The following is a 26,637-nucleotide window of genomic DNA, read 5'->3' on the forward strand; positions in this document are numbered from 1 at the left end:
TAGTCTGCCCCGTAGTGCTTGCAATTGCAAACAGGACAGTTAACACCTGCAAGCACGTCAGAGCTGGAAGACCCACAGGAGAGGCGCCGAGGTGACCAACGTCACAGAGAGTGCGATGTAGCCGTAGCGCACCGGGGCGGCCAGCTCGGGACCCGGCTTGATCAGGCGGTCGACCCTGGCCATGACGTGCTTGGCGTGCACGCCGAGCATGCCGTGGGGGGTCGGCATGGCGCCCGCCGTACCGAACCTGAGCAGCGCCGTCGCCAGCCTGCGCGGCGAGCAGTAGCGCCGGGCACGGTCGTCGGCGGCCATCTCGATGAGCAGCTCCACCTGCGCCTGCGCGTCGGCCACCACCTTCGACCAGGGCAGCGCCCTGCGCAGCGCGGCGAACGGGAGCAGCACCAGGTCGTGCCGCTCGCGCACGTGCGCGGCCTCGTGCGCGAGCACGGCCGCCATCTCGTCCTCCGACAGCAGCTTGAGCGCGCCCTCGCTCACCACGACCTGCGAGCGCAGGCCGGGCACGCAGTAGGCGGCGGCGCCGGGGTGGGCGAGCACCCGCACCCCGGGCACGCCGGGGTCGTCGTGGGAGATCAGCGCGAGCAGCATGCGGTGCCGGCGGCGTGCGCGCAGCGCCTGCACACCCGCGGTGAGCAGCACCGCGATCAGCACGGTCAGGGCGGTGAGCCCCGCGATCAGAGCCAGCACGTGCAGCGGGTCCCACGCCTCCAGCGGCGCCTCGCCCTGCGCGAACGCGATCAGCCCGGGCAGCACCCCCTCGCCGTACGGCTGGACCGCGTAGGCGAGCATGGCGCCGGTGGTGGCCAGGCCCCAGGACACGCCCAGGGACTGCCAGACGATGATGGCCAGCCGGGGAGCGCGTGAGGTCCACCGGGCAGTCGTGAAACGCCAGGAGCCAACCGCGCACGCCGTGGCGAGCGCTGCCAGCGCCGCTGCCGTGATCACTCTTCCTCCAGCTCCGTAAGGGCTCTGCGCAGGATCTCCGCCTCCGAGCCCGATACGGCCTGGGCGAAGCGAGTCAGGGCAGCCGATCGGTCGCCCGTCATGTCCAAGGCTTCAAGCATAAGCTCGGCAATGTACGCGTCGCGGCTTTCGGCCGGTAGATATCTCCACGCGCGGCCGTCCCGGGTGCGCTGGAGGAAGCCCTTACGGGTGAGGCGGTCGAGCACGGTCATCACCGTGGTGGGGGCAAGGTCGCGGTCGGCGATGAGCCTGCCGACCTCGCGGGCGGTCAGCGCGCCGTTCTCCGCCCAGAGGATGTCCATGATGCTGCGCTCAAGCTCGCCAAGACCCTTCACGCCCTTCAGGGTAGCTCTACAACCTGTCGAGCTGGCATTTGGGGCGTGTGAACCATGTCTCTGTGTCGTGCGTATCTCCGTGCATGCGTTGGAGTACAGCGGTTGTGGCCCTGCTCGGTCTCGTGCTGGCGACCGGGTGCGCCGCCTCGGCGGACAGCACGTCGACACACGTTCAGGCGGACGTGGTCTTCAGCCAGGAGATGATCACGCACCACCAGCAGACGATCCAGCTGGCCGAGGTGGCGGCCAAGAGCGGAAAGTCCCCGTACGTCCGTGACCTGAGCACGAAGCTCATCGCGGAGGAGAAGGCGGACATCGACATGATGTCGTCGTGGCTGCAGTCCTGGAATGAGACGGTGCCGCCGGAGCCGACCGCCCAGATGGGCTCGGACCTGAAGGCCGGCTCCGGCTTCGACAAGGAGTGGCTGACGGCTTTGTCGGGGCACCTGGAGCACGGCGTGATGATGGCCGAGACCGTCAAGAAGTCGGGCAAGCACGGGCCCACGCTCGAGCTGGCTGACAAGATCATCAAGGCCCAGAAGGTGGAGCTGGCCGAGATCGCCAAGCAAGCGGGCTGACCCATGGCCAGGGCGTTCCCGTTGGTCGCGGGAGGGAAGTCGGCCAGGACCTACGCCGGCGCGGCGGTGGCCGTCGGCGTCGTGATGCTGGTCGTCGTCCTGCGGTTCGGCGGGGCCATCAAGCCGGAGCTCCCCGGGCTGCCCACCGCCGGGCCGTTCACCGAGTGGGGGCTGCCCCTGGCCCGGTTCTGCTTCGACGTGTGCGCGGTCGGCTGCGTCGGAACGCTCACCGCCGCCCTCCTGGCCCCCGCCTCCTCGCCCGAGTCCCGGTCCTGCCGCCGCGCGGCCGGCTGGTGGGCGCTCGGCTGGGCCCTGGCGACCGCGCTCAGCTACGTGCTCACCCTGTCCAACCTCATCCCGCTGCCCGCCGGCGACCTGCTCGCCTCGCCCGATCTGCTGGAGTTCGGCACCTCCATCCCGCAGACCCAGGCGCTGCTCGTGGTGCTGGCCGCCACCGTCGTCGCGGGCCTTTCATGGCGGCTGCCCGCAGGGGTCCGGCTGGCGGTCGCCGTGTTCGGGCTGCTGCCGCCCGCCTACGTCGGGCATGCGGCCTCCGCCGGCGACCACGACATCGCCGTCTCCGCCCTCATGTCGCACCTGGTGTCGGTCTCGGTCTGGGTCGGCGGCCTGGTCGCGGTGCTCGTCCACTTCCGCCGGTCCCCGGATCTGCCGACGGTGCTGCCCAGGTTCAGCGCCCTCGCCCTGTGCTGCTTCGCCGCCGTGGCCGTCTCTGGCGTGGCCAGCGCCTGGGTACGGCTCAGCGCCCCGTCCGACCTCTGGCAGAGCGCGTACGGGCAGCTCCTGCTGGCCAAGACCGCGGCCCTTGTGCTCCTCGGCCTGTTCGGCTGGACCCACCGCCGTCGCACGGTCGCGGGCATCGCCGACCGGTCCGTACGCCGGACCTTCGTCCGCCTGGCCACCGGCGAGGTGATCGTGATGGCGGCGGCCGTCGGCCTGGCCATCGGCCTGTCCCGCACCCCGCCACCGCCCGGCGGCGGCGGGGGCCACGACCAGTCCGCCCTGGAGTACGCGCTCGCCCCCTTCACCCCCGGGGCGTTGATCAGCGAGCTCCGCCTGGACCCGACCGTACTGATCCTCCTGATGCTGCCCGCGGTCGCCTACGCGATGAACGTGCGCAGGGCGGCCTCCTGGCCCGCCGGCCGCGCGATCGCCTGGTACGCGGGCCTGGCGCTGACGGCGCTGGTGCTGGTCGGCGGGGTCGGAAGCTACGCGCGGGCGATGATGTCGGTCCACGCGGTCCAGCACACGGTGCTCACCGTCGTCGCACCGCTCCTGCTCTGCCTGGGGGCCCCGTTCACCGTCCCCGGCCGATACCGGTTCCTCGCGCATCCAGCCGCCTACTTCGGGGCGTTCGTCCTCCTCTACGGCACGCCCTGGTTGTCGTGGTCGCTGTCCGGCTACGCCCCTCACCTGCTCACCGAGCTCCTGTTCTTCGGCCTCGGCCTGGCGGTGTTCGGCGTCCTGACCGGGGCGGACCCGGTGACGTGGGGCGACCGTGCCCGCCTGCTGGCCGCCGTGACCCTGACCCACCTCGCCGTCGGGACGTACCTGCTGCTCGCGCCTCCGATCGCGGCCGACTGGATCTCCCTCGCGGCCCCGTCCGGCGCGCCCGGCGTCCTCGCCGACCAGCGCCTGGCCGGAGCCGTGGCCATGCTCCTGCCGCTGCCCGCGCTCGTCCTGCCGGCCGTGCGCATGGCCGGCAGAGGGACCGCGGTGCTGGCGCGGGGCGGCCGTTGATGCCACTCTCGGTGGGATGCGTATCACGTTGGTGAAAGGCGACATCACCGAGCAGCGGGTGGATGCCGTCGTGAACGCCGCCAACTCCTCCCTCATGGGCGGCGGAGGCGTGGACGGCGCCATTCACCGCCGTGGCGGTCCGGAGATCCTCGAGGAGTGCCGGAAGCTGCGGGCCGCCCACTACGGCAAGGGGCTGCCCACCGGGCAGGCGGTCGCGACGACGGCCGGGCGCATGCCCGCGAAGTGGGTGATCCACACGGTCGGGCCGGTGTACTCCATGTCGGTGGACCGTTCGGAGCTGCTGGCCTCCTGCCACCGGGAGTCGCTGCGGGTGGCCGACTCGCTGGGGGCCAGGTCGGTGGCCTTCCCCGCGATCTCGACCGGGATCTACGGCTGGCCCATGGACGACGCCGCGCGGATCGCCCTGGACGCGGTGCGGCAGACGGAGACGTCCGTGGAGGACGTCCGCTTCGTGCTGTTCGACAGCGCGGCCTACGCCGTGTTCGAGGCGCGCCTTTAGGCGCGCGGATCCACCGCCGAGAACGGGAGGGTCAGCTCGCCGAGCCGCCACCGGGCCGGGCCGCCGAGCGGCGGCCGCTCGGCGACGGGCCAGGAGCCCGACAGCGCGCGCACGGAGGCCAGCCACCGCTGCCGCAGCCCATGGGCCCCGTACGGCGCGCTCACCGCCCACGCGTGGTCGAAGTCGCTCAGGAACGCATGAATCCGCTCGCCCGGCACGTTCCGGTGGATGAGGGTCTTCGGCAGCCGGTCGGCCAGGTCAGAAGGCCGCTCGAAAGCATCGAAACGGGCCGAGAACGTGATCGTCTGGGGCCCTTCCGGAGAGAGCCCCACCCAGACCGCACGCCGCCCGTTCTCGGACGAGGTCCCCTCGACCAGGAGACCGCCGGGGGCCAGCCGGGCTCCGAGCACGTCCCAGTAGTGCCACGCCTCGGCCTCGCCGTACTGCCTGAGGACGTTGAAGGCCCGCACCAGCGTCGGCGGGCGCGGGACGGGCAGCTCGAAGCCGCCCAGCCGGAAGCTGAGGCCCTCCCGCTCGTACGGCTCGGCCACCGCCACCCTCGCCGGGTCGATCTCGATCCCGACCACCTCGACGCCGGGAGCCACCCGGCGCAGGCGGGTGAACAGCTCCAGCGTCGTGGTGTGCGACGCCCCGTACCCGAGATCCACGACGAGGGGGCGCTCGGCGGCCCGCAACAGCCGGCCGTGCGCGGCGGCGATCCACCGGTCGGAGCGCCGCAGCCGGTTGTGCCCGGTCGTGCCCCTGGTGATGGCGCCGACCGGTCTGCCCCCCGCCTTGGCTGCCCCGGCCGGTCTAGCCACTGACGCGGTGCACCTTGTGCTGGGCGGCCTGGGCCCGGGGGCGGATGATCATGCGGTCGATGTTCACGTGGGCGGGGCGGGTCACGCACCAGGCGATCGCGTCGGCCACGTCCTCGGAGGTCAGCGGGCCGGGCACGCCCTCGTAGACGCGCGCCGCGGCCGCCTCGTCCCCGCGGAAGCGGGTGACCGCGAACCCCTCGCTCTGCACCATGCCCGGCGCGATCTCCACGATCCGCACCGGCTGACCGACCAGCTCCAGGCGGAGCGTCTCGACCATCGACGTCTGCGCGTGCTTGGCCGCGACGTAGCCGCCGCCGCCCTCGTACGACACCAGGCCCGCCGTCGAGGTCACCATCACCAGCACGCCGTCGCCGGACTCGACGAGCTTGGGGACGAACGCCTGGGTCATGCGCAGGGAGCCGAGCACGTTCACGTCGTACATCTGCTGCCAGTCATCCAGGTGCCCCTGCGCGACCGATTCAAGGCCGAGGGCGCCACCGGCGTTGTTGACCAGCACGTCGCACCGTTCGAGCGAGTCCGCCAGCGCGTCGACCGACTCCTGGGAGGTCACATCCAACGTCACCGGCCTGATCGAGGGCACCTCCGCGGCGAGCTTGTCGAGCCGCTCGCGCCGCCGCGCGCCCGCCACCACCTCGTAACCCTCGGCGGCGAGCCGCCGCGCGGTCGCCTCGCCGATCCCGCTGCTCGCCCCGGTCACCACAGCCGTTCTCCGCATGCCCCTCATCCTGCCAGCCCTGCTGGGGCACGTTGACGACCGCCCTAAATACCCAGTTATGACCATGTGTCGGGAATGTCGCAAAAATTTGGATGGTTATAACCCGCTTGGAGGTGGTGTCGAGTGAGGCGACGACGGGTCAGCCGGGTCGCGACCATCAGCATGCACACATCGCCCCTGGACCAGCCCGGAACGGGCGACGCCGGAGGCATGAACGTGTACATCGTGGAGTCCGCCAAGCGGCTGGCTCACCTCGGCGTGGAAGTGGAGATCTTCACCCGGGCCACCGCCCGCGACCTCCCGCCCGTGGCCGAACTCGCCCCAGGCGTCCTCGTCCGCCACCTCACCGCGGGACCGTACGAGGAGATGGAACGCAGCGAGCTCCCGAGCCAGCTCTGCGCCTTCCTGTCCGGGGTGCTGCGGACCGAGGCCATGTACGACCCGGGCCGCTACGACGTCATCCACTCCCACTACTGGCTCTCCGGCCAGGTCGGCTGGCTGGCCAAGGAGCGCTGGGGCGTGCCGCTCGTGCACACCATGCACACCATGGCCAAGGTCAAGAACCTCCTGCTCGCCCAGGGCGACAAGCCGGAGCCCCGGGCCCGCGTGGTCGGCGAGGAACAGGTCGTGCAGGTCGCCGACCGCCTCGTGGCCAACACCGTCGACGAGGCCCGCGAGCTGATCGACCTGTACGGCGCCACCGAGGAGCGCGTCGCCGTCGTGAACCCGGGCGTCAACCTCACCGTCTTCCAGCCCGCCTCGCAGGGCGCCGCCCGCCGGCGGCTCGGCCTGCCGCAGGACGCGCACGTCCTGCTCTTCGTGGGCCGCATCCAGCCGCTCAAGGCCCCGGACGTGCTGCTCCGCGCCGCCTCCAGGATGCTCATCGACGACCCGTCGCTCCGTGATCGCCTGGTCGTGGTCTGCGTCGGCGGGCCCTCGGGCAACGGCCTGGCCAGGCCGTCCCTGCTCACCGAGCTGGCCGCCGAACTCGGCATCTCGGACGTCGTCCGCCTCGTTCCTCCGGCTCCCCAGGAGGAACTGGCCGACTGGTACCGGGCGGCCTCGGTGACGGTCGTGCCCTCGTACAGCGAGTCGTTCGGCCTCGTCGCCCTGGAGTCCCAGGCCTGCGGCACGCCCGTGGCGGCCGCCGCCGTGGGCGGGTTGCGCACCGCCGTGCGGGACGGGGTCTCGGGCCTCCTCGTGGACGGCCACGACCCGGCGGAGTGGGCGCAGGCGCTGCGCCGCTTCGTCGTCTCGCCGCGCTGGCGCGACTCGATGTCGGCGGGAGCCCGCACGCACGCGGCCGCGTTCGGCTGGCAGGCGACCGCTTCCCGACTGGTGGAGGTGTACGCGGCCGCCGTCGCAAACCTACACAAAACGCCCATCGCCCTGAACTTCTAGCCCGACCTTTGTTCTGGCGGCCTTCTATCCTGTCGGCATGCGCGATGTCGTCGAAGCCGCGCTCAAGGCCGCGGACGTCACCTACGACGAGCCGCGGCCGGGCGCGTTCCTGGTCAAACTGCCCGGGCAGCACAAGCTCGCCACCATGACGTGGTTGATCGTGGGGGAGCAGGCGCTGCACGTCGAGGCGTTCTTCTGCCGCCAGCCCGACGAGAACCACACCGAGTTCTACCGCTGGCTGCTCGGCAAGAACGGCTCCATGTACGGAGTGCACTTCTCGCTCGACCCCGTGGGGGACGTGTACCTCGTGGGCCGGGTGCCACTGACCGCCGTCACGGAGGCGGAGGTGGACCGGCTGCTGGGATGCGTGCTGACGTACTCGGACGACTGGTTCGACCGGGCGCTGGAGCTGGGGTTCGCCTCGTCGATCAGGCGCGAGTGGGAATGGCGGGCCAAGCGCGGGGAGTCGCTGGCCAACCTGCAGGCGTTCGCCCGCTTCGCGGACCCGGACCGGTAATCCCTGACCATAGGATTGGCGATATGGCGACTTTGGTGCTGCTTAGGCACGGCGAGAGTGACTGGAACGCGAAGGGCCTGTTCACCGGCTGGGTGGACGTGAGCCTCTCGGCCAAGGGCGAGGACGAGGCGCGCCGCGGCGGCAAGCTCCTCCAGGACGCCGGACTGCGCCCGGACATCGTCCACACCAGCTTGCTGACCCGGGCCATCCAGACGGCCCAGCTGGCGCTGGCGGAGGCCGACCTGCTCTGGCTGCCGGTGAAGCGGAGCTGGCGCCTCAACGAGCGCCACTACGGCGCCCTCCAGGGCAAGAACAAGGCCCAGACGCGCGAGGAGTTCGGCGACGAGCAGTTCATGCTGTGGCGCCGCTCGTACGACGTGCCGCCGCCCCCGATCGCGGACGACGACGAGTTCTCCCAGGCCGGCGACCCCCGCTACGCCCTGCTTCCCCCGGAGCTGATGCCCCGTACGGAGTGCCTGAAGGACGTGGTCGACCGCATGCTCCCGTACTGGTACGACTCGATCGTCCCCGAGCTGTCGGCCGGCCGCACGGTCCTGGTGGCCGCCCACGGCAACTCCCTGAGGGCCCTGGTCAAGCACCTGGACGGGATCGGCGACGAGGAGATCGCGGGCCTCAACATCCCGACGGGGATTCCGCTGCTGTACGAGCTGGACTCCGACTTCCGGCCGCAGCGGCCGGGCGGCGAATACCTGGACCCGGACGCCGCCAAGTCCGCCATCGAAGCCGTAGCCAACCAGGGCCGCTGACCCGGCCTAGGCGCGCTTCGCGCGAAGGGGCTCAGGCTGTGTCGTGTGGGGGCACGCCCCCACACCCCGGGCGAGGGGACTCCCGTCCCCTCGCGCTCCCCTTGCCTGGGCCCTCTCGGTATAGATGATGAGTCAGTCCTATGGCTTGACGGGTGGGAGCATCCGCCCCGGCCGGGATTCCTTCATGGCGACAGGTAGCGTGCTGGCAGGAAGGGATAGGCAGGCATGAGCGAACATCGCGAGACGACCGGCCGGTGCTATGCATGCAAGCGCACATTCACGTTCGACCCGAAAGAAGTCACGACTTTCCTGATCGATCCCGAGACCCGTATGCCGCCAGGGATCACGGTCCTGGGCTCTCTTCGTCCAGCCAAACCGGAAGCCGTGGCCAGGTCTGTCGACGAGCCCATCTGCCCTGACTGCGTGAACAAGGCGAAGCAGTACAGCGAGGAGAGCGGATCGGGCCGCTCCTGGGACAGCTGGCCGCCGAGCAGTAATTGAACCCTCGTGGTTCGGCGCGGTGGGCCCGGGGTCACCTCCGGCCTTGGGTCGCAGTGAGGACTTCGGCAAGGCAGAGAATGACCGTCAATGGGGAGATCTGACCCGGTGCCGATCATCAACCCGGCCGTCGAGCGGGCGATCCAGCTTCAGCTCCAGCGGGATCCACCGTTCACCGAGCTGGATCTGGCCGCTCTTGACCCCGGACAGGGTGCTGCCGGTCGTCGAGCGGCTCGTACGCCGACTCGGAGACCCCGGAGCGGGGCAGGCTTATGGCCACCGGCTGCATCACCGCCGAGCGGCTCATCGGCGTGCCGCTTCCGGGCTGGAACCGCCGGCCCCGCGACGGTAGAGCCTCAGGGGCCGTTCGGTCAGGTTTCGCCGCGTTGTCCGGACACAAGGTGGAGCCACTTCCTCAAGACCGCCGGGTTCTGCGCCACGTTCCAGCGCTCCAGGAATGAGCGGCCCGGCACCTCGATGTCCGCCATGACCAGGCCGGTCTCCTCCGCTTGCGCCGCGGCGGCGACCCGGCCGTCCGGGGCGATGATCCGGGTCGCCCCGCCTCCCTCACGCCCACCCGCCGTGCCGGCGACATCGGCCGCGATCACCCAGCAGTCGTTCTCCACCGCCCGGGCTATGAGCGTGGACCGGGTCCTGACCGCCCAACCGCGAGTGACGTCCACGGGCAGGTCGTTGTTGAGCGGGCACGCCAGGATGCGCGCACCGGCCAGGGCCAGGAGGCGGGCCGGCTCGACGAAGTTGGCGTCGTTGCAGATCACGATGCCGAAGGCATGGTCATCCAGGTGATACAGGGGCAGGTCCTCGCCCGGGCTGAAGGCCGGTTCGCGGGGGAAGAGCTTGCGGGTGACCTCGCCGACCAGCCGCCCGTCGCGCACGACCGCCGCTGAGCTGTACAACCGCCCGTCGGCTGAACGCTCGGTGAAGCCGGCGACGACGGTCATCGTGGGCGGGCAATCCCGCAGGGCCGAGATCGGGTTCGCGTACGAGGGTGACATCGCGACGGCCTCGGCGGTCGGCTTGTCCGGCGGCATGCCGCCGAAGTAGCACTCGGGCAGGACGAGCAGCTCCACCCGCGCTCGTTCGCACTGCTCGATCACCCGTGGGAGGTCACCGGCCGCCGATCCCGCGAGCTCCGCCTGGAGCGCTGCCACTCTCATCCAGCGGCGCCGATGAAGCGCTCGCGAATGACGGGGACGTCTTGCGCGCGTGGTCCTGCCGTCCGGGGAGCCGGTAGCCGTGCGCACGGGTCGTCATGGTTGCGTAGATCGACGGCGGTCCGGACGCCGGGCGCGACCAGAGCCGACCACCCTGCGGTGGTGAGCCGCTCCGGGGTGTCCGACCGGACGACGGCACCCCACCGGATCACTCCGCCGCTGGTCACAGAAATACTGTCGAGTTCGCGAACGCTGATGCAGCCTTCCCCGTCGAGGTGCCGATCGGGACCCGCCATCCCGATGGTCAGGGTGCACAGTACCGGATCTGTGCTGTTTCTTCGGGCTTCACGACATGCACGCTCAAAGCTCACCTGACGACCGAACGCCATCTCCGGCCCGTCGGATCGCGTGTGGCCGGATGTGGCACGGCCTGCCATGACTGGTCGCACGACGGCCGAGGCTAGGGGAGCGCGAGGGGACGGGAGTCCCCTCGCCCGGGGGTGTGGGGGCGTGGCCCCCACAAGACACAGCCTGAGCCCCTTCGCGCGAAGCGCTGTCAGCTGGGGCGCGCCCCCGTGACCAGGTAGACGACGTCCGCCGCCACCCGCACCGCGTGGTCCGCGTACCGCTCGTAGTAGCGCCCGATCAACGTGATGTCGATCGCCGGCTCCACCCCGTGCTCCCAGTCCTTGGACAGGATGTTCCGGAACAGCCGCCGGTGCAGCCGGTCCATAGCGTCGTCGTCCTGCTCCAGCTCCAGGGCCGAGTCCACGTCGCGCGAGGCGATGCAGCTGCCGGTCTTGGTGACGAGGTTCTCCGCGATCTGTCCCATCTCCACGATGGTCGAGCGCACCTCGGCCGGGATCGCCGACTCGGGGTGGCGCAGGCGGGCGACCTTGGCGACGTGGACGGCGAGGTCGCCCATGCGCTCCAGGTCGGTGCCCATGCGCAGCGCCGTGATGACCATTCGCAGGTCCACGGCCACCGGCTGCTGCCGGGCCATCAGGTCGAAGATCGAGGTCTCGATGTCGGCGAACGTCGCGTTCACTTCCTCGTCCCGGGAAATGACACTCTCGGCGAGCTGAAGGTCGGCGTCGAGCAGGGCCGTCGTGGCACGGGAAATGGCCGAGCGGACAAGCCTGGTCATCTCGACCAGCCTGTCGGTCAGCGAATCAAGTTCTTCGTGGTACGCGTCGCGCATGTCGTCACCGTACGTGCCCGTCGATGAACGAACCCCTACCGTCAGATGAACTTTCCAGGAAAGGGGCCTTCCACCCCTGATGAGAGGGTCTGCCCCTGGGAGAAGGCCACCTACCATCGAAGACATGAGTGAGATGGCCATGAGCTTTGCGGCCCTGGCCGGGTTCGTCGTGGGCGCCCTGGCGGTCCTGTTCTACCGAAACCAGATCGAGGCTCCCAACCGCGCTGCCACGGAGGACGGCGCACAGACCGGGAGCGCTCTGCCGCAGGGCGTGGCGTCCGTGCTGGCCGTGCTTCCCTCCTCCGCCGTGGTGCTCGACGCCCATGACAAGGTGCTGCGTGCCAGCTCCGCCGCGCGGGCGTTCGGGCTGGTCAAGGGCGACCGGCTGATGGCGGCCGAGCTGCTGGCGCTGGCCCGGCAGGTACGCCGCGACGGCGAGATCCGCGAGAGCGAGATCGACGTCGCGGGGCACAAGTTCGGTCAGGAGACCACGAACTTCGCGGTACGCGTGGCTCCGCTCGGCTCGCACGGCCAGGTCCTGGTGCTCGCGGAGGACCAGACCGAGCGCCGCAGGGTCGAGGCCGTACGCCGTGACTTCGTCGCGAACGTCAGCCACGAGCTGAAGACCCCGGTGGGCGCGATGAGCCTGCTGGCGGAGACCATCCAGGACGCCGCCGACGACCCCGAGGCGGTCAGCCGCTTCGCCGGGCGCATGCAGCACGAGGCCGCCCGGCTCAACTACCTCATCCAAGACCTGATCACACTCAGCAGGATCCAGGGCGCCGAGCCCATCCCCACCCCCGGACAGGTCTCGATCGACGAGTCCATCCACGACGCCATCGACCACTGCAACACCAAGGCCGCCGCCAAGGACATCACGCTCGTCTCCGGCGGCACCGAGGGCCTGCGCATCTGGGGCGACGACGAACTGCTCGTGACGGCGTTGCGCAATCTGATCGACAACGCCGTCGCGTACAGTCCGGAGCACACCCGGGTCGTGGTCAGCGTGCGGCCCGCGGGCGACTCGGTGGAGATCAGCGTCAGCGACCAGGGCATCGGCATTCCGGAGGAGGCGCTCGAGCGGATCTTCGAGCGGTTCTTCCGGGTCGACGCGGCCAGGTCGCGGGCGACCGGCGGCACCGGGCTCGGCCTGGCCATCGTCAAGCACGTCGCCGCGGCGCACGCCGGCGAAGTGTCCGTTTGGAGCAAGGAAGGGTCCGGCTCCACCTTCACGCTCCGCCTGCCCGCCTTCGGCGGCACGGCGGTGGCAGTACCACCCTCGATTCCCCTGGAGACAGCCCAATGACCCGCGTACTTGTCGTTGAAGACGAGGAGTCCTTTTCCGACGCCCTGTCCTACATGCTCCGTAAGGAGGGCTTCGAGGTGTCGGTCGCGGCGACCGGGCCCGAGGCGCTCGACACGTTCGACCGCAACGGAGCAGATCTGGTGCTGCTCGACCTGATGCTTCCGGGTCTGCCCGGTACGGAGGTGTGCCGCTCCCTCAGGCAGCGCTCCAAGGTGCCGGTGATCATGCTGACGGCCAAGGACAGCGAGATCGACAAGGTCGTGGGCCTCGAGCTGGGCGCCGACGACTACGTCACCAAGCCGTTCTCGTCGCGTGAGCTGGTGGCCCGCATCCGCGCGGTCCTGCGCCGACAGGGCGACGTGACGGAGGAGCTGGAGACCGCCGTGCTGGCCGTCGGGCCCGTCCGCATGGACGTCGACCGCCACGTCGTCGCCGTGCGCGGTGAGCAGGTGCAGCTGCCGCTGAAGGAGTTCGAGCTGCTGGAGGTGCTGCTGCGCAACGCGGGACGTGTACTGACCCGTGGCCAGCTCATCGACCGCGTATGGGGCGCCGACTACGTGGGTGACACCAAGACCCTCGACGTCCATGTCAAGCGCCTGCGGGCCAAGATCGAGTCCGACCCGTCCAACCCGCGCTGCATCCTCACCGTGCGCGGCCTGGGCTACAAGTTCGACGCCACCGAAGAGTGAAAAACCCTTGTTCCGGTACGACTCGCGTACCGGAACAAGGGTTTCGGCGTTTCCGGGAAAAGGGTCAGTGGGCTTCTTCGGAAGCGGACGCGGACGGCGTCGGGGTGGGCGTGGGAGCCGCGGTGGCGTTCGGCGCCGGGGGGTAGTCCTTGAACTCGCGGCTGCGCGTCACCACAGGGACGTTCAAGGACACGATCCCGGCGTTGGCGAACTGGAGGTCCAGCTTGATGCTCTCGCCGCCCCTGAGGCTCTTGGGGATCGCCTCGAGCATGATCTGAGGGGTGGGCTTGCCGGTGTTCACGAGCTGGTTGCTCGGGAGCTGGATCGGGGCCGTGACCTTGACCGTCCCCATGCTCCCCGCGGAGACCGCCTCGAGGGTGTCGGGGGCGCCGGCGGTGTTGAGGATGTTCAGGTAGATCGGGGCGGAGCCGCGCCAGGCGAGCTGCGCACCGGAGTCGGGCCCGAGAATGAACGCCTGCGGGATCTGAATGCCGCGCGTGCCGTAAGCACCGTTCTCGATCAATGCCTGTGCCTCGTTGGGCGCGTACGGCTTGTTGGTAGTGGCGTCGAATCCAGCCCCGCAGCCCGCGAGCACGGGGGCTGCCAAGAACGCGGCGGCGACGACAATCCAGCGACGGCTGGTCACGGGCGGGTTCTCCTTGGTCTTGCGGAGGGCTCGCGCATGCGCTAAGCGCAGGTGGCGCGCATGCGTGATGTGCAGCGCCCACCATATCCATCCGAATCCATGGTCATATCCACGCCCCCGCAGGTCATTCGCTATGTCCGGAAATGCCAGACATAGAGTTGAGCACTTGTCAAGCCCTAATATGCGGCCTTGACCTGCAGTTATGATGATTTCACTGTTCCGGGAGGCTGTGGATGCGTGGTACCCTGGAGTACAGCGGAAGGGGTACTTGTCACATGACTTTCCAGGTCGGCGACACAGTCGTCTACCCCCACCATGGGGCTGCTCGGATCGAAGCAATCACGAAGCGATCCATCAAGGGTGAGGAAAAGACCTACCTGGTGCTCAAGGTCGACAAGGGCGACCTTACCGTCCAGGTGCCAGCCGAAAACGCAGAACTCGTCGGTGTGCGCGATGTTGTCGGCCAGGAAGGCCTTGAGCGGGTTTTCGATGTCCTGCGGATGCCGCACACGGAAGAGCCGACCAACTGGTCTCGTCGCTACAAGGCCAATCTGGAGAAGCTCGCCTCCGGCGATGTGAACAAGGTCGCCGAGGTGGTTCGGGACCTGTGGCGGAGAGACCGCGAGCGCGGCCTGTCCGCGGGCGAGAAGCGCATGCTCGCCAAGGCGCGTCAGATTCTGGTCAGTGAGCTTGCCCTGGCGGAGAAGACCAACGAGGACAAGGCTGAGGCCCTGCTCGACGAGGTTCTCAACTCCTGAACACCAATCTTCCACGGGTGGGCGTCGGAGTCGACGTCCACCCGTTCGCTTCAGGATCCTCGGGGCGCGAGCTCAACCTCGTCGGCCTGCACTGGCCGGGCGAGACCGGGCTCGAGGGCCATTCGGACGGCGACGCGGCCGCGCATGCCGCGTGTGACGCGCTGCTGTCCGCGGCCGGCATAGGTGATCTCGGGCAGCTGTTCGGCACCGCGGACCCGCGTTGGGCGGGTGCCTCGGGCGTCGCGCTGCTGGAGGAGACCGCGCGGCAGGTGCGTGCCGCGGGCTACGAGATCGGCAACGTGGCCATTCAGGTGATCGGCAACCGGCCCAAGCTGGCGCCGCGCCGTACCGAGGCCGAGCTGGCGCTCAGCGCCGCTGTGGGCGCGCCTGTGAGCGTGTCGGCCACCACCACCGATGGACTCGGGCTGACCGGGCGGGGAGAGGGCATCGCGGCCGTCGCGACGGCCCTGGTCGTCAACCTTTCCTGAACGCCGGGCGTCTTACGTGTGGATGCGTGAGGGTGTCCCGGCGGGTCGTCGCGAAGCCCGCTGTATCAGGAGGCGGCGGTTCGTCACTGGCGCGGTACGGACCGCCGCCTCCCCTTTTTGGTTGTTTTGCCTGCTCTGAGGGTATGTGTCCCCACGACATGTGAACGTTTCGGGGGGAGCAACACATGATCGGCGCGATAGTTTCCGCGGTAGTCATCGGTGCCATCGTCGGCGCCCTGGCCAGGCTGATCGTTCCTGGCAGGCAGAACATGTCCATCGGGCTGACCCTCATCGTCGGCATCGTGGCCGCCCTGATCGGAACGCTGATCGCGCAAGGCATCGGCGTGGCCGACACGCGGGGGATCGACTGGGTCGAGCACATACTCCAGCTCGTGCTGGCGGTCGTCGGTGTGCTCCTCGTAGTGCGCTTCGGCCCGGGACGCACGGGACGTACGCGCGGAACACCCACCTGACCTGCTCGTTCATAAAATCCGCGCATAAAAGCGGTAGATCGGGTAGCCAGCTCTCCGTGGGAGTGAACCGCTCACTCTCACGGGGAGGTTTCGTACCATGACTATCCAGTCCATCCTTGGCGCCATCGTGATCGGCGCCGTGATCGGCGCGATCGGTCGCCTCCTGCTTCCCGGCAGGCAGGCCATCGGCTGGATCCTCACCGTCGTCGTCGGCATCGTGGCTGCCCTGGTGGGCACGCTGATCGCTCAGGTGCTCGGCGTCGAGACGACCCCCGGCATCGACTGGATCGAGCTGGTGATGCAGGTGGTGCTGGCCATCGTCGGCGTGGGTCTGGTCGCGGGGCTCCGGCGCGGCACCAGCGTCTAGGCGGAAATAGATGGCCCGCCCGGGGGCGTGCCCGGGCGGGCCCACTCACGTCTTCTGACTGCTCAGTCTTCCGGGGGACGCGGGGTGCTGCGGAGGCGTTCGGCGGGGGCCGGGGTGTCGTCGTCGTGGATCACCGGGTGGGGGACGGTGTCCTCCAACTCGTCCTGCCGCGGGCGCTCCCCGTCGTCGGCCAGCTCGGGCCCGTGCCCGGGATCCGGTACGTCGTCCTCGATCACGGGGTGGGGCTGGGTGTCCACGTCCTTCTCGTCGGCGCGCGGGTGGACCAGGACGTCCGTCGGCTTGACCCGGTCGCCCCAGCGGACGGGGCGCGTGGGGGGCTCGGGCGACGGGGGCGGCTCCTCGTTCTGCACGGGCCACTCCGCCACCTGCGCCGCCACCGGGGCAGGGGCCTCGGGAGCCTCCTGAGCCGGCTCGGGGACCTCCTGGACCGGCTCGGGGACTTCCTGGACCGGCTCGGGCGGCGGCGTCTCGGAGAGCCGCTCCGAGTAGATCTCGACGGGCGGCGGCTCCGGATCCGGGTGGAAGGGGACGATGTCCCGCTCGGCCGCGCTCTCCACGGCCTCCGCCCGATGCGCCTGTACGTGCTTGATCAGCAGCAGCCAGAGCCACAGCGCCACGGCCAGCATGACCCAGGGCGCCAGGGCCACGCCCACGGCCGTCGCCCGCACGTCGAACGGGAACCGCACCGCCGTCGCCACGTTGGCCGCCGCGGCCGCCACGATGAGCACGACCAGCACGAACGCCGCCTGCACGCGTACCAATAACCGGGCGGAGCGCAGCAGCAGCACGTCGATCAGCGCGATCACCAGGAGCGCGTCGAAGGCCGCCGGATAGAGGAAGGCGAGATCCTGGCCCGCCTCGCCGGTGATGGCCAGCGCGCGCAGGTCGTCGAAGGAGAGCGCGCACGCGGCCCCGGCGAGGGCGGCGACCGCGAGCCCGGCCAGGGCGATGCCCAGGCGGCGCAGCATAGAGGGGGGAGTCACGTCCATGGCGGTTCGAGCCTACAGAAGAATGAGGGGCAGGACCGATCAAGGGAGACACATGGCCGAGCTGTCGGAAGATGCGCGCAAACTCTTGGATGCCCCGAATTATGCGACGGTGACCAGCCTCAACCCTGACGGCGGGCCGCAGTCGACGGTCGTGTGGGTGCGCACGGATGGCGACGACGTGCTGTTCTCGACCGTGCGGGGGCGCAGGAAGCCGCGGAATTTCGAACGTGATCCGCGGGCGAGCCTGCTGGTCATCGATCCGGACAATCCATACAGGTATGTGGAGGTACGCGGACGCGTGACCATGACGCCCGATCCGGAAGGGGCGCTCATTCAGGAGCTCTCGCACAAGTACCGAGGACTCCCATGGGAGGACAAACCGGGCGTCGAGCGCGTAATCGTACGGATCTCGCCGGAGAGAGTAACGTTGCGAGGCTGATTTATCGACGTGACGGCGGGATTTATCGGCGTGACTAGCCCTCTGAGGCGTTAGCCTTGCCTTCGTGAGCCTGCACATCTACGACACCAGTACGCGCGCCATCCGTGAATTCGTTCCGGTCGAAGCCGGCCGGGCGTCGATTTACCTCTGTGGGGCGACCGTGCAGGCTCCTCCGCACATCGGGCACATCCGCTCGGGCGTGAACTTCGACGTGCTCCGGCGCTGGATGGCGCGATCCGGCTATGACGTGACGTTCTGCCGCAATGTCACCGACATCGACGACAAGATCATCAGGGTGGCGGCCGAGGAGGGCGTGCCCTGGTTCGTCGTGGCCGAGCGCAACCAGCGGGCCTTCACCTGGGCGTACGACACGCTCGGCTGCCTGCCGCCGACCGTCGAGCCGCGGGCCACGGGCCACGTGCCCGAGATGATCACGCTGATGGAGCGGCTGATCGCCCGCGGCCACGCCTACGCCTCCGGCGGCGACGTCTACTTCGACGTCCGGTCCTACGCCGATCGCTACGGCTCGCTCTCCAACCAGAAGCTGGAGAACATGCGGGCCGCGGCCGACACCGACGACGAGTCCTGCAAGCGCGACTCCCGCGACTTCGCCCTGTGGAAGGGCGAGAAGCCGGGCGAGCCGACCTGGCCGACCCCTTGGGGCCCCGGCCGCCCCGGCTGGCACCTGGAGTGCTCGGCCATGGCGACGAAGTACCTCGGCCCGGCCTTCGACATCCACGGCGGCGGGATCGACCTGATCTTCCCGCACCACGAGAACGAGATCGCCCAGTCCCAGGCAGCGGGCGACGGCTTCTCGCGCTACTGGATGCACAACGGCATGCTCAAGATCGGCGCGGAGAAGATGAGCAAGTCGCTCGGGAACTCGCTGCTGATCCCCGAGATGGTGCAGAAGGTCCGGCCGGTGGAGCTGCGCTACTACCTGGCGGCGCCGCACTACCGCTCCTCGATCGACTACTCCGAGGAGGCCCTGCTGGAGGCGGCCGCCGCGTACCAGCGCATTGAAGGCTTCGTCACGCGCGCCGCCGAGGTCATCCACGACGTCGACGCGGACGCGCCGCTGCCGCAGGCGTTCGTGGACGCCCTCGACGACGACCTTGGCACGCCGCAGGCGCTGGCGGTCGTGCACGAGGTGGTGCGCGAGGGCAACGTGGCGCTCTCGCGCGGCGACAAGGAGGCCGTGGCCCGGCTGCTCGCCGAGACGCAGAACATGCTGGACGTCCTCGGCCTCGACCCCCGATCGCCCCAGTGGCGGGGTGCCGGCTCGGACCTCTCGCCGGTGGTCGACGCGCTGGTGGCGGTCGCGCTCGAACAGCGCAAGGCGGCCAGGGAGCGCAAGGACTACGCGGCGGCGGACGCGATCAGAAACCAGTTGGCGGCGGCGGGGATCACGGTGGAGGACACCCCGCACGGGGCCCGCTGGGAGCTCACCCGCTAGACCGTCCTTCAGCCCGGCCCAGGCGTTGCGCCGCTTGAGCCGGGCTGAGTCGCGCGTCAGATCGTCCAGGAGTAAGCAGGGGCGAGCGAGCGGTCGAAGAACGATCTGGGCAGGAGCGGGATGGCCGCGTCCCGCAGGGCGGTCAGCGACGGAGACGTCCAGTGCGCGAAGGCGCCGACCTGGCGGGAGCGGCGGACGATCATCTGGGTACGCGGCCTGCGGGCGCGGTCGTACGCCGCCAGCCCCGCGCTCACGCCGAGCGTGTCCACCGCGTGCGCGAGGGTGACGGCGTCCTCGAGTGCCTGGCAGGCGCCCTGCCCCAGGTTGGGGGCCATGGCGTGCGCGGCGTCGCCGAGGATGGCGGCTTTTCCGCGAACGTACGTGCGCAGGTTCGGCAGTTCGTAGGTGTCGTGTTGGAGCACTGTGTCCTCGCGCGCGGAGGCCAGCAGCGCGGGAATGGGGTCGTGCCAGCGCGCGAAGCGTTCGCGCAGCTCCGCCAGGCCGGCGCGGGAGGCGGTCGGGGCGTTGGCCATCAGGTAGCAGTAGACGCGGCCGTCAGGCATCGGCACATGCCCGAATCGTTGGCCTCTGCCCCACGTTTCCACGCTCCCTTCGACGGGCTGGGGCGGAGCGATGAAGCGCCAGGTGGTGTAGCCGACGTAGCGCGGCCCGGGGACGTGGGGCCAGAGGGAGCGCCGGGTCACGCTGTGCAGGCCGTCGGCGCCCACCACGAGATCCGCGGTGGAGGTGCCGCCGCTGTGCAGGACCGTGCCGTCGGGCCGTACCTGGTGCACGTGGGCGCCGGGCCGCAGCGCCTGACCGGGCACGGCCGAGCGCAGCAGGTCGATCAGGTCGGCCCGATGCACCGTCACCCACTGGCCGAAGCGGCGTTTCAGGCCGTCGATGTCGTTGCGGATCAGCCAGTCGCCGCCCGAACTGCGGACGCCCGCGGGTGGATCGGCCAGTCCGCCGGCGCGCAGGGAATCGCCCAGGCCGAGGGCGTCCAGGGCGCGCAGCCCGTTGGGCTGGATCGCCAGTCCGGCGCCCACCTCCGTGAACTCCGGAGCGCGTTCGAGTACTTCCACCAGCCAGCCACGCCGGTGGAAGGCGACGGCCGCGGCGAGCCCGCCGATGCCGCCGCCCACGATGATCGCTTTCATTGCCGATTCTCCTGGATCAGTGGAGGCCCCGCTTGTCCGGGGTCCAGAACGGTTTGACCTTGATCGAGGTACGCGGCCAGTTGCGTTCGCGTACCAGGAAGTCGCGTACCATCCGGCAGGTCCTCGCCTCCCCGGCCACGTAGGCCGCTCCGGCGTTGCCCGGCAGATCGAGCTCGGCCACGGCTCCGAGCAACACCTGTGAGGAGGCCGCCGGTGCCCCATGGCGGTGGACGCGCCGCAGGCGCCGGGCTCCGGGCATGGGCAGATCGTGCTCGGGGGTCTCGCCCTCCAGGACGCCGTACACCTCGGCCGAGGCGTCCAGCGCCCGGAGCATCGGCCCGAAGGCGGCGCTGGCCGTCTCCTCCCCGATGAACACGTGGTAGCCCGCCTCGCGGGTGAAGAAGTCGCCCTGCGGCCACCAGAAGGTCGCCCGGTCGCCGGGCCGGACCGTACGCGCCCAGTTCAGCCCTATGCCGTCGCCCTCGTACAGGTGGACACGCAGTTCGATCGCCCGCCTGCCGGGGTCGAGGTCCCAGATCGTGTAGGTGCGCAGCGTCTCGGACGGGCGCAGGATGCCCGCCACCGACAACGGGTCCATCAGCTGGATCCTGATGTGCTGGCCGGGGGTGTAGGGGAAGGCGACCGGCTGGTCGGTCTCCAGCCGGATCCGCCGCATCGTGGGCGTGACCTGCTCGACGACGGTGACGGCCGCCTCCATGGCGTACTTGCCGAACAAGCGGTCGCGCATGGTACGGGCCATGTCAGGACTCCTCCCGCCGTCCGCCTGGCCATTGATGCTCCATAACTCCTCCTACTGCCTCTAGATTACTTAGAGGCATTAAGGAAACATAGATGCCCTAAGATGTCAACGGCGCCGAAGCAGCGAGAAGAGGAGGACGATGTCCGCCCAGACCAGCAGACGGGAGAGGCTCCGCCGGGCCACCCTGGAGGAGATCCACGCGGCCGCGCGCAGGCTGCTGGTCGAGCAGGGTTCGGCCGCGGTCACCATCAACGCGGTCGCCCGGCAGGTGGGCATGAGCGGCCCAGCCCTCTACCACTACTACGCCGGTCACGACGAGCTGGTCGGCGCGGTGACCGCGGACTTCTTCCGCGAGCTGGCCGCCGCGATGGAACAGGCTCGAGACGCGCGCGCCGACGAGCCGATCGGCGACCGCTTGCTGGCGGCCTGCCGCGCCATGCGCGCCTGGGCCATTGCCCATCCCGCCGAGTTCGGCTGGATCTTCGCCAGCCCGATCACCCCGCCGAACCGCCGATCGGACTCGGAGCGCCACCAGGCCGCCCTGCGGTTCGAGCGGGTCCTGCTGGACCTGACGGTCGAGCTGTGGCGGACGCGGCCGTTCCCGGCGCCCGACCTGGCCGATCTGCCCGCCTCCCTGAGCGAGCAACTGACCGCGTACTCCGCCGCCATCGACGGACAGCTGCCGCCTGAGGCCGCGCACGTCTTCCTGACCTGCTGGACCCGGCTGTACGGCCTGCTGTGCATGGAAGTCCTGCACCAGCTGGACTTCGCCTACACCGACATGGAACCCGTCTTCGAGGAATGCCTACGCGACCTGGCCACCACCCTCGCCCTGGACCACCCGGGCCGCCCGAACACCTAAGAGCGGAGACGGGGCGGAGACGGGGGCGGAGACGGAGGCGAGGGCGGAGACGGAGACGAGGGCGAAGACGAGGACCGGAGGCGACGGCGACGGTGACGGCGGAGACGAGGGCGGGGACGAGGGCGGGGACGAGGGCGGGGACGAGGGCGGGGAGGAGGGTGGAGGCGAGGGCGGAGGCGAGGGCGGAGGCGAGGACCGGGGCGGACGCTGTTGGTTACGAGTGCGGCGCAGCCCGCGGCTGAAGGCGGCCACGCTGGCCACTCGCGGGGTGGGCTGAGCAGCAAAATCCACCTGTCCGCCGACCGGCGATGCCATCCGCTGTCCTTCATCCTCACTTCAGACCAGGCTGGAGACAGCCCGCAGTTACGCGCGTCCTGGCCGATGTCAAGGTCCGGCTACCGGTCCGGCTACCGGTCCGGCTACCGGCCCGGCTACCGGCCCGGTTGTCGGTCCGCCGCCGGCGCCCGGGCGCGGTGATCGCCAATAGGGCGTGCTCTTCCCGCGGCAACCGCGTCTATCTGCGCCGACGCCGTATCAAGGCTCGTGACCTCTGCATGGCTCAGCCGTCTCTGAGAGGTCGCCGCTCCCCTCGAAAGCCCGGCATCTCCGAGATCGCTTCCACGCGGCGAGGACCCTCAACTGCGCCCCGCGGCGACCAGGAAACACTCGCGGGTCGGCGTCCAGAAGAGCCGTGGCTGGTACGCCGTGCCGGAGCGTGTCGCCTTCTGGCCGCCTGTGCCTCGTACCGCTCGGTGCCAGCTCATTAGAGAACCATCCCTCACTTCTTAAGTTAAATCTGCTACTTCAAAATCAGGAAGTGCATGGTTAATATTGCGGTACCACCACATGCTGAAAGAGAGGTGGCATCCAGACTCACGCCCGCAGACGTACCGAGCCAGCACAGCCCGTCGGTGGCACGCGGTCCAGACTGCTGCGGCCAACCCGCTGACGTCCTCAGACCCGGTCCCAACAACCCCGCTCAGCCGCTATCCAACGCGGCAGCAGGGTCAGCGCGACCTCAACCGTCCTCGTCCGGGCGCCTCCCATCCCTCATCCCTGCGATTTCGACCACTCACAAGATCCCGACCACCGCCATCTGGCGACCCCGACCCCCATCCACCACCCGGAGGCGATGCCATGAGCCCGAAGATCGGCTACTTACTCCCGACGCGCGACTGGACAGTGCTCGGCAACCATGACCTGTCCGCGCTCATCGATCAGGCGAAGCTGGCCGAGGAGTTGGGGTTCGACTCGGTGTGGGCGGGCGACAGCCCGGTGACGCGCCCCAGAGCCGACGCGCTGATGATGCTCGCCGCAGCCGCCGCCACCACGAACCGCATCACGCTCGGCACCGCCGTACTGCTCCCCGCCCTCCGCCATCCGCTCCTCCTCGCCCACCAACTGGCGACACTCGACGGCATCGCGGACGGACGGCTGATCGTCGGAATGGGCGGCGGATTCGCCCACCCGAACACCGAGGCCCAGTTCGAGGCGATCGGAGTCGGCTTCAAGCGCCGGATCAGCCGCATGGAGGAGTCGATCGACATCATGCGACGTCTTTGGACCGGCGAAACGGTCTCTCACCAGGGCGGACATTTCACGTTCCACGATGTGACGCTCGCCCCCAAGCCCGTACAGCCTGGTGGGCCGCAGATATGGCTGCCGGGCAGCGGTGAGCGGGCGCTGCGGCGGGCGGCCCGCCTGGCCGACGGCTGGCTGCCGTACCCGCCGACGCAGAAGGCCTACGCAGAAGACCTGAACGTGCTGACGTCGGCCGGCACGCCCCACGCTTCGTCCGGTACCCCCGAAGCCCCACCCCCGAGCGAGTACGGATCCCCCAGAACCTCGGCGGCCCACCCGTTCACCCCAGCCCTGTACGCCACCATCTGCCTGGACGAGGACCCCGACCGCGCCCGTCTCCGCCTCCGCACCAGCATCGAGCGCTACTACAACGCGCCGCTGGAGTTCGTCGAGAGCATCCAGGCCATGTTCGCCGGAACCCCGGAAGAGGCCGCGAACTGGCTGAACGGTTACATCGAGGCAGGCGCCCAGCATGTGGTGATCAGGCTCGCCGTGGACGATCATCGGGCGGCCATGGAGGAGTTCGCCGCGCAGGTGCTGCCCAGGACGGGGGCGAGATGACCACGTTCGTCCTGGTGCCGGGCGCCTGGCACGGGCCATGGGCCTGGGACCGCGTCGTACCTCTCCTGGAACGATCCGGCGCCCGCACGATCACCCCGGACCTGGCCTGCACCCCCGACACCGGCCTGCACGACCACGTCGAACAGGTGCTCACCGCCCTGGACACCGCGCCCGACGACCGCATGGTGCTCGTCGGACACAGCTACGCGGGCCTGGTGGTACGCCAGGCGGCCGACCTCCGGCCGGAACGCGTACACCATGTCGTACTCGTGGAGGGCTGGGCAGGCCGGGACGGCGCCGGCATGTTCACCCTCGCCCCCGACGCCTTCGTACAGGCCATTCGCGCCTCCGCGACCAGTGACGGCGGGGCCACCGGTGACCGCGAGGCGATGAGTGACAGCGGGGCCACCGGTGACGCCGGGGCAACCAGTGACCGAGAGGCGATCGGTGACCGTGTGGCCAGCGGTGACGACGTGGCGAGCGGTGATGGAAGGGAGAACGGTGATGGCGGGGCGATCGGTGGCCGCGAGGTGTTCGGTGACAGCGAGGTCGCCGGTGACGGCGGGGCCACTGGTGACGGCGGGGCGACCGGCGACGGCGGGTTGATCCCCGCCCCCGCGCCGGAGCGCTTCGGCATCACCGACCCCGACGACGCGGCCTGGCTCCGCGAGAGACTACGCCCGCACCCGCTGCGTACGTTCACGGACACGACGCGCCTCGGCGGAGCGATCGACCGGATCCCCGGGACCGGCATCTTCTGCCGCCCCCAGACCTTCCCGTTCGAGCAGTTCGCCAAGTCGCTGGGCTACCGGACGATCCCGATCGACGGCCCGCACGACGTGATGCTCGAACATCCGGAACTGCTTACCCAACTCCTCGTCGATGTAGCCGAGGGTTCGAAAAGCGGAAGTCCGGGATTAAGCTGATGAAGTGGATCGGACGTACAACCAGTTCTGCGCCACAGCGCGGACGCTCGACCTCGTAGGGGAGCGCTGGACGCTGCTCATCGTGCGGGACCTGCTGACCGGCCCCAAGCGCTTCTCCGACTTCCAGAACAGCCTCCGCGGGCTCGGCACCGGCCTGCTGGCCGCGCGCCTGAAACATCTCGAACGCGAAGGACTGGTACGGAAGGTCACGCTCCCGGCGCCCGCCCGCACGCCCGCGTACACGCTCACGGAGGCCGGCGCCGAACTCGCCCCCGCCGTGCTGGCCCTGGCGCGCTGGGGCATGAAATGGGCCATGGGGGAGCGCCGGGAGGGTGAGGCGTTCCACGGCGGCTGGGCGGTTCTGGGGCTGAGGGCCTGTTTCGACCCGGAGGCGGCGCGGGGCGTGCGGGCGATGTACGAGTTCCGGGTTGGGGACGAGGTCTTCCACGCCCTGGTCGAGGACGGGACGATCGACACCCAGCACGGTCCGGCACAGCGTCCCGACGCCGTCATCGAGACCGACGACGAGGTGCTGGTGGACCTGGCGGCCGGGCGTACGACGTTCGCGGAGGCGGTCAAGGAGCGTCGCGCCGAGGCGTCCGGCGACCCGGCGGCGCTGGGCGCTCTGTACGGAATCTTCCGCATCCCGGCCCCGGAGGAACGCCTCATTCCCGGTGTGGGATAAGGCGCCCGGCGGCCCGAGTACCCTTATTGGCATGGCAGCAGGCGGTAGGGCTTCGGGCAGGCCCGCGAAGAAAAAGGGCCCGTCCAAAGGCGCCGGAGGGCAGGGCCGCCGGTCGCTCGAGGGCAAGGGCGCGACCCCGCCTGCCGAAATGCGGCATTGGTACAAGGACAAGGCGCGCGCCGAGCGCATCGCCCGCGAGGATCGCGGCGGCGTCCGGCGTCCCGCTCCCGCGCGGCAGCGGCGCTCCGAGGACGCGCCCGAGTACATCGGCGGCCGCAACCCCGTACTCGAGGCCCTGCAGGCGGGCGTCCCGTCCAACGCCCTCTACGTCGCCCAGCGCATCGACAACGACGATCGCGTACGCGACTCCATCAGGATCGCGGCCGAGCGCGGGATCGCCCTGCTCGAGGTCAGCCGCGACAAGCTCGACCGCCTGACGGAGGGCGCCGTCCACCAGGGCATCGCGCTCCAGATCCCCGCGTACGACTACGCGCACCCGACCGACCTCGTGGAGCTCGCGCACGACGCCGCCGAGGTCCCGCTGATCGTGGCCCTCGACTCGGTCACCGACCCGCGCAACCTCGGCGCCATCGCTCGCTCCGCCACCGCCTTCGGCGCCCACGGCCTCCTCATCCCCTCCCGCCGCTCGGCCGGAGTCACGGGCGGGGCCTGGAAGACCTCCGCGGGCACCCTCGCGACCATGCGCGTGGCCCGCGCGGCCAACTTGACGGCGGCGCTGCGCGAATACCGCGAGGCGGGCCTGTTCGTCATCGGCCTCGACGGCGCCGGCGAGACCGACATCGGCGACGTCGACCTGCTCACCGAGCCGCTGGTGGTGGTCGTGGGCTCGGAGGGCAAGGGCCTTTCGCGGCTGGTCCGGGAGCAGTGCGACGTGGTGACCCGGATCCCGATGCAGGCGGCCGCGGAGTCGCTGAACGCGGGAGTGGCGGCCGGAGTGGCGCTGTACGAAGTCGCTCGTCACAGGCGCCTCTAGCGTCTACACTGGTAGGCCGCGCCGACGTAGCTCAATCGGCAGAGCATCTGTCTTGTAAACAGAAGGTCAGGGGTTCGATTCCCCTCGTCGGCTCGCAGGTAGAAGGCCCCTTCCGGGATTCGGGAGGGGCCTTTTTTGATCTCCATACAGCAGCGTCGTACAGCAACCGTTCCGCTCGTCACATGCCG

31 protein-coding genes and 1 tRNA gene are annotated in these 26,637 nt (G+C 69.9%); 21 read left to right on the forward strand and 11 right to left on the reverse strand.

Annotation, left to right across the window (positions count from 1 at the left end; translation table 11 throughout):
* Positions 1–57: 57 nt before the first annotated feature.
* Both ACIBI9_RS55005 and ACIBI9_RS55010 read right to left on the reverse strand, forming a co-directional pair.
* Positions 58–963: a M56 family metallopeptidase gene (locus ACIBI9_RS55005; RefSeq protein ID WP_397235429.1), complete on the reverse strand. Its 906-nt coding sequence runs from the start codon at positions 961–963 to the stop codon at positions 58–60.
* A complete protein-coding gene (locus ACIBI9_RS55010; RefSeq protein WP_185070420.1) occupies positions 960–1,316 on the reverse strand; it encodes a BlaI/MecI/CopY family transcriptional regulator in 357 nt (118 codons plus the stop codon). The genes ACIBI9_RS55005 and ACIBI9_RS55010 overlap by 4 nt, the downstream gene beginning before the upstream one ends.
* A 104-nt stretch (positions 1,317–1,420) precedes the next feature.
* On the opposite strand from ACIBI9_RS55010, the gene ACIBI9_RS55015 reads away from it, so the two are divergent.
* The 3 genes from ACIBI9_RS55015 to ACIBI9_RS55025 are packed head-to-tail and all read left to right on the forward strand — an operon-like array spanning position 1,421 to position 4,172.
* A complete protein-coding gene (locus ACIBI9_RS55015; protein ID WP_397235430.1) occupies positions 1,421–1,894 on the forward strand; it encodes a DUF305 domain-containing protein in 474 nt (157 codons plus the stop codon).
* Positions 1,895–1,897: 3 nt separating this feature from the next.
* A complete protein-coding gene (locus ACIBI9_RS55020) occupies positions 1,898–3,652 on the forward strand; it encodes a cytochrome c oxidase assembly protein (protein WP_397235431.1) in 1,755 nt (584 codons plus the stop codon).
* Between the two features lie 16 nt (positions 3,653–3,668).
* The gene (locus tag ACIBI9_RS55025; RefSeq protein WP_397235432.1) at positions 3,669–4,172 is read left to right on the forward strand and encodes an O-acetyl-ADP-ribose deacetylase; all 504 of its coding nucleotides are present in this window, start codon (positions 3,669–3,671) and stop codon (positions 4,170–4,172) included.
* On the opposite strand, the gene ACIBI9_RS55030 is transcribed toward ACIBI9_RS55025, so the two are convergent.
* The gene (locus ACIBI9_RS55030; RefSeq protein WP_397235433.1) at positions 4,169–4,993 is read right to left on the reverse strand and encodes a class I SAM-dependent methyltransferase; all 825 of its coding nucleotides are present in this window, start codon (positions 4,991–4,993) and stop codon (positions 4,169–4,171) included. The genes ACIBI9_RS55025 and ACIBI9_RS55030 overlap by 4 nt on opposite strands.
* Complete coding sequence (locus ACIBI9_RS55035) at positions 4,986–5,729, reverse strand: SDR family NAD(P)-dependent oxidoreductase (RefSeq protein WP_397235434.1); 744 nt, start codon at positions 5,727–5,729, stop codon at positions 4,986–4,988. The genes ACIBI9_RS55030 and ACIBI9_RS55035 overlap by 8 nt, the downstream gene beginning before the upstream one ends.
* A gap of 162 nt (positions 5,730–5,891) precedes the next feature.
* Here ACIBI9_RS55035 and mshA point away from each other — a divergent pair, with 162 nt between their 5' ends.
* The 4 genes from mshA to ACIBI9_RS55055 all read left to right on the forward strand — a co-directional run bounded on the left by mshA (position 5,892) and on the right by ACIBI9_RS55055 (position 8,915).
* Positions 5,892–7,130 (forward strand): D-inositol-3-phosphate glycosyltransferase, encoded by a 1,239-nt coding sequence (mshA, locus tag ACIBI9_RS55040; RefSeq protein WP_397235435.1) that lies wholly within the window; start codon positions 5,892–5,894, stop codon positions 7,128–7,130.
* Between the two features lie 37 nt (positions 7,131–7,167).
* A complete protein-coding gene (locus ACIBI9_RS55045) occupies positions 7,168–7,647 on the forward strand; it encodes a YbjN domain-containing protein (protein ID WP_397235436.1) in 480 nt (159 codons plus the stop codon).
* 23 nt (positions 7,648–7,670) lie between these two features.
* On the forward strand, positions 7,671–8,414 hold the full coding sequence (locus ACIBI9_RS55050; RefSeq protein WP_397235437.1) for a phosphoglyceromutase: 744 nt from the start codon (positions 7,671–7,673) through the stop codon (positions 8,412–8,414).
* Between the two features lie 225 nt (positions 8,415–8,639).
* Complete coding sequence (locus ACIBI9_RS55055) at positions 8,640–8,915, forward strand: hypothetical protein (protein WP_397235438.1); 276 nt, start codon at positions 8,640–8,642, stop codon at positions 8,913–8,915.
* Between the two features lie 368 nt (positions 8,916–9,283).
* On the opposite strand, the gene ACIBI9_RS55060 is transcribed toward ACIBI9_RS55055, so the two are convergent.
* The 3 genes from ACIBI9_RS55060 to phoU all read right to left on the reverse strand — a co-directional run bounded on the left by ACIBI9_RS55060 (position 9,284) and on the right by phoU (position 11,288).
* A complete protein-coding gene (locus ACIBI9_RS55060) occupies positions 9,284–10,090 on the reverse strand; it encodes a carbon-nitrogen hydrolase family protein (protein ID WP_397235439.1) in 807 nt (268 codons plus the stop codon).
* Positions 10,087–10,524, reverse strand: a complete 438-nt coding sequence (locus tag ACIBI9_RS55065) for a tyrosine-protein phosphatase (protein WP_397235468.1) — start codon at positions 10,522–10,524, stop codon at positions 10,087–10,089. The genes ACIBI9_RS55060 and ACIBI9_RS55065 overlap by 4 nt, the downstream gene beginning before the upstream one ends.
* Before the next feature lie 119 nt (positions 10,525–10,643).
* Positions 10,644–11,288: a phosphate signaling complex protein PhoU gene (gene phoU / locus ACIBI9_RS55070; RefSeq protein WP_397235440.1), complete on the reverse strand. Its 645-nt coding sequence runs from the start codon at positions 11,286–11,288 to the stop codon at positions 10,644–10,646.
* Between the two features lie 133 nt (positions 11,289–11,421).
* Here phoU and ACIBI9_RS55075 point away from each other — a divergent pair, with 133 nt between their 5' ends.
* The gene (locus ACIBI9_RS55075; protein ID WP_397235469.1) at positions 11,422–12,594 is read left to right on the forward strand and encodes a sensor histidine kinase; all 1,173 of its coding nucleotides are present in this window, start codon (positions 11,422–11,424) and stop codon (positions 12,592–12,594) included.
* A complete protein-coding gene (locus ACIBI9_RS55080; RefSeq protein WP_185070431.1) occupies positions 12,591–13,283 on the forward strand; it encodes a response regulator transcription factor in 693 nt (230 codons plus the stop codon). Before ACIBI9_RS55075 ends, ACIBI9_RS55080 begins: the two co-directional genes overlap by 4 nt.
* Positions 13,284–13,347: 64 nt before the next feature.
* On the opposite strand, the gene ACIBI9_RS55085 is transcribed toward ACIBI9_RS55080, so the two are convergent.
* Entirely contained in the window at positions 13,348–13,929 is a 582-nt protein-coding gene (locus ACIBI9_RS55085; RefSeq protein ID WP_397235441.1) for a copper chaperone PCu(A)C, read from the reverse strand.
* A gap of 275 nt (positions 13,930–14,204) precedes the next feature.
* Between ACIBI9_RS55085 and ACIBI9_RS55090 the strand changes: the two genes are divergently transcribed.
* From ACIBI9_RS55090 to ACIBI9_RS55105, 4 genes are all read left to right on the forward strand, one after another.
* The gene (locus ACIBI9_RS55090; RefSeq protein WP_043624891.1) at positions 14,205–14,687 is read left to right on the forward strand and encodes a CarD family transcriptional regulator; all 483 of its coding nucleotides are present in this window, start codon (positions 14,205–14,207) and stop codon (positions 14,685–14,687) included.
* Between the two features lie 17 nt (positions 14,688–14,704).
* A complete protein-coding gene (ispF, locus tag ACIBI9_RS55095; protein ID WP_397235442.1) occupies positions 14,705–15,175 on the forward strand; it encodes a 2-C-methyl-D-erythritol 2,4-cyclodiphosphate synthase in 471 nt (156 codons plus the stop codon).
* Between the two features lie 185 nt (positions 15,176–15,360).
* Positions 15,361–15,648 carry a GlsB/YeaQ/YmgE family stress response membrane protein gene (locus ACIBI9_RS55100; RefSeq protein ID WP_397235443.1) on the forward strand — a complete coding sequence of 96 codons (288 nt, stop codon included), beginning with the start codon at positions 15,361–15,363 and terminating at the stop codon, positions 15,646–15,648.
* Between the two features lie 97 nt (positions 15,649–15,745).
* A complete protein-coding gene (locus ACIBI9_RS55105; protein ID WP_397235444.1) occupies positions 15,746–16,015 on the forward strand; it encodes a GlsB/YeaQ/YmgE family stress response membrane protein in 270 nt (89 codons plus the stop codon).
* Between the two features lie 62 nt (positions 16,016–16,077).
* Here the strand turns inward: ACIBI9_RS55105 and ACIBI9_RS55110 are convergent, their stop codons facing one another.
* A complete protein-coding gene (locus ACIBI9_RS55110) occupies positions 16,078–17,019 on the reverse strand; it encodes a DUF2637 domain-containing protein (protein ID WP_397235445.1) in 942 nt (313 codons plus the stop codon).
* A 58-nt stretch (positions 17,020–17,077) separates the two neighbouring features.
* On the opposite strand from ACIBI9_RS55110, the gene ACIBI9_RS55115 reads away from it, so the two are divergent.
* Positions 17,078–17,464 carry a PPOX class F420-dependent oxidoreductase gene (locus tag ACIBI9_RS55115; RefSeq protein WP_397235446.1) on the forward strand — a complete coding sequence of 129 codons (387 nt, stop codon included), beginning with the start codon at positions 17,078–17,080 and terminating at the stop codon, positions 17,462–17,464.
* A gap of 64 nt (positions 17,465–17,528) precedes the next feature.
* Positions 17,529–18,920 carry a cysteine--tRNA ligase gene (gene cysS, locus ACIBI9_RS55120; protein ID WP_397235447.1) on the forward strand — a complete coding sequence of 464 codons (1,392 nt, stop codon included), beginning with the start codon at positions 17,529–17,531 and terminating at the stop codon, positions 18,918–18,920.
* A 56-nt stretch (positions 18,921–18,976) separates the two neighbouring features.
* Here the strand turns inward: cysS and ACIBI9_RS55125 are convergent, their stop codons facing one another.
* On the reverse strand, positions 18,977–20,080 hold the full coding sequence (locus ACIBI9_RS55125) for an FAD-dependent monooxygenase (protein WP_397235448.1): 1,104 nt from the start codon (positions 20,078–20,080) through the stop codon (positions 18,977–18,979).
* 16 nt (positions 20,081–20,096) lie between these two features.
* Positions 20,097–20,840: a siderophore-interacting protein gene (locus tag ACIBI9_RS55130; RefSeq protein WP_397235449.1), complete on the reverse strand. Its 744-nt coding sequence runs from the start codon at positions 20,838–20,840 to the stop codon at positions 20,097–20,099.
* Positions 20,841–20,979: 139 nt separating this feature from the next.
* On the opposite strand from ACIBI9_RS55130, the gene ACIBI9_RS55135 reads away from it, so the two are divergent.
* The 6 genes from ACIBI9_RS55135 (at position 20,980) to ACIBI9_RS55160 (ending at position 26,542) form a co-directional block, all read left to right on the forward strand.
* A complete protein-coding gene (locus ACIBI9_RS55135; protein ID WP_397235450.1) occupies positions 20,980–21,702 on the forward strand; it encodes a TetR/AcrR family transcriptional regulator in 723 nt (240 codons plus the stop codon).
* 1,137 nt (positions 21,703–22,839) lie between these two features.
* Positions 22,840–23,844, forward strand: coding sequence for an LLM class flavin-dependent oxidoreductase (locus ACIBI9_RS55140; RefSeq protein ID WP_397235451.1), 1,005 nt, complete (start codon positions 22,840–22,842; stop codon positions 23,842–23,844).
* Positions 23,841–24,770, forward strand: coding sequence for an alpha/beta fold hydrolase (locus ACIBI9_RS55145; protein WP_397235452.1), 930 nt, complete (start codon positions 23,841–23,843; stop codon positions 24,768–24,770). The genes ACIBI9_RS55140 and ACIBI9_RS55145 overlap by 4 nt, the downstream gene beginning before the upstream one ends.
* Before the next feature lie 4 nt (positions 24,771–24,774).
* Positions 24,775–25,455 (forward strand): winged helix-turn-helix transcriptional regulator, encoded by a 681-nt coding sequence (locus ACIBI9_RS55150; protein WP_397235453.1) that lies wholly within the window; start codon positions 24,775–24,777, stop codon positions 25,453–25,455.
* A gap of 31 nt (positions 25,456–25,486) precedes the next feature.
* Positions 25,487–26,449 (forward strand): 23S rRNA (guanosine(2251)-2'-O)-methyltransferase RlmB, encoded by a 963-nt coding sequence (rlmB, locus tag ACIBI9_RS55155; protein WP_397235454.1) that lies wholly within the window; start codon positions 25,487–25,489, stop codon positions 26,447–26,449.
* Positions 26,450–26,469: 20 nt separating this feature from the next.
* Positions 26,470–26,542, forward strand: a tRNA-Thr gene (locus tag ACIBI9_RS55160).
* Positions 26,543–26,637: the final 95 nt, after the last annotated feature.

The organism is Nonomuraea sp. NPDC050451 (genome assembly GCF_044458585.1).

Excerpts from the sequence above, each read along its gene's own strand:
- ACIBI9_RS55050 (WP_397235437.1), top strand. The coding sequence starts at position 7,671 with ATGGCGACTTTGGTGCTGCTTAGGCACGGCGAGAGTGACTGGAACGCG.
- ACIBI9_RS55055 (WP_397235438.1), top strand. The coding sequence starts at position 8,640 with ATGAGCGAACATCGCGAGACGACCGGCCGGTGCTATGCATGCAAGCGC.
- ACIBI9_RS55045 (WP_397235436.1), top strand. The coding sequence starts at position 7,168 with ATGCGCGATGTCGTCGAAGCCGCGCTCAAGGCCGCGGACGTCACCTAC.
- ACIBI9_RS55080 (WP_185070431.1), top strand. The coding sequence starts at position 12,591 with ATGACCCGCGTACTTGTCGTTGAAGACGAGGAGTCCTTTTCCGACGCC.
- ACIBI9_RS55035 (WP_397235434.1), bottom strand. The coding sequence starts at position 5,729 with ATGCGGAGAACGGCTGTGGTGACCGGGGCGAGCAGCGGGATCGGCGAG.
- ACIBI9_RS55115 (WP_397235446.1), top strand. The coding sequence starts at position 17,078 with ATGGCCGAGCTGTCGGAAGATGCGCGCAAACTCTTGGATGCCCCGAAT.
- ACIBI9_RS55020 (WP_397235431.1), top strand. The coding sequence starts at position 1,898 with ATGGCCAGGGCGTTCCCGTTGGTCGCGGGAGGGAAGTCGGCCAGGACC.
- ACIBI9_RS55075 (WP_397235469.1), top strand. The coding sequence starts at position 11,422 with ATGGCCATGAGCTTTGCGGCCCTGGCCGGGTTCGTCGTGGGCGCCCTG.
- rlmB (WP_397235454.1), top strand. The coding sequence starts at position 25,487 with ATGGCAGCAGGCGGTAGGGCTTCGGGCAGGCCCGCGAAGAAAAAGGGC.
- ACIBI9_RS55090 (WP_043624891.1), top strand. The coding sequence starts at position 14,205 with ATGACTTTCCAGGTCGGCGACACAGTCGTCTACCCCCACCATGGGGCT.
- ACIBI9_RS55105 (WP_397235444.1), top strand. The coding sequence starts at position 15,746 with ATGACTATCCAGTCCATCCTTGGCGCCATCGTGATCGGCGCCGTGATC.
- ACIBI9_RS55145 (WP_397235452.1), top strand. The coding sequence starts at position 23,841 with ATGACCACGTTCGTCCTGGTGCCGGGCGCCTGGCACGGGCCATGGGCC.
- ACIBI9_RS55140 (WP_397235451.1), top strand. The coding sequence starts at position 22,840 with ATGAGCCCGAAGATCGGCTACTTACTCCCGACGCGCGACTGGACAGTG.
- ACIBI9_RS55125 (WP_397235448.1), bottom strand. The coding sequence starts at position 20,080 with ATGAAAGCGATCATCGTGGGCGGCGGCATCGGCGGGCTCGCCGCGGCC.
- ACIBI9_RS55065 (WP_397235468.1), bottom strand. The coding sequence starts at position 10,524 with ATGGCAGGCCGTGCCACATCCGGCCACACGCGATCCGACGGGCCGGAG.
- phoU (WP_397235440.1), bottom strand. The coding sequence starts at position 11,288 with ATGCGCGACGCGTACCACGAAGAACTTGATTCGCTGACCGACAGGCTG.
- ACIBI9_RS55135 (WP_397235450.1), top strand. The coding sequence starts at position 20,980 with ATGTCCGCCCAGACCAGCAGACGGGAGAGGCTCCGCCGGGCCACCCTG.
- ACIBI9_RS55130 (WP_397235449.1), bottom strand. The coding sequence starts at position 20,840 with ATGGCCCGTACCATGCGCGACCGCTTGTTCGGCAAGTACGCCATGGAG.
- ACIBI9_RS55100 (WP_397235443.1), top strand. The coding sequence starts at position 15,361 with ATGATCGGCGCGATAGTTTCCGCGGTAGTCATCGGTGCCATCGTCGGC.
- ACIBI9_RS55060 (WP_397235439.1), bottom strand. The coding sequence starts at position 10,090 with ATGAGAGTGGCAGCGCTCCAGGCGGAGCTCGCGGGATCGGCGGCCGGT.
- mshA (WP_397235435.1), top strand. The coding sequence starts at position 5,892 with ATGCACACATCGCCCCTGGACCAGCCCGGAACGGGCGACGCCGGAGGC.
- ACIBI9_RS55025 (WP_397235432.1), top strand. The coding sequence starts at position 3,669 with ATGCGTATCACGTTGGTGAAAGGCGACATCACCGAGCAGCGGGTGGAT.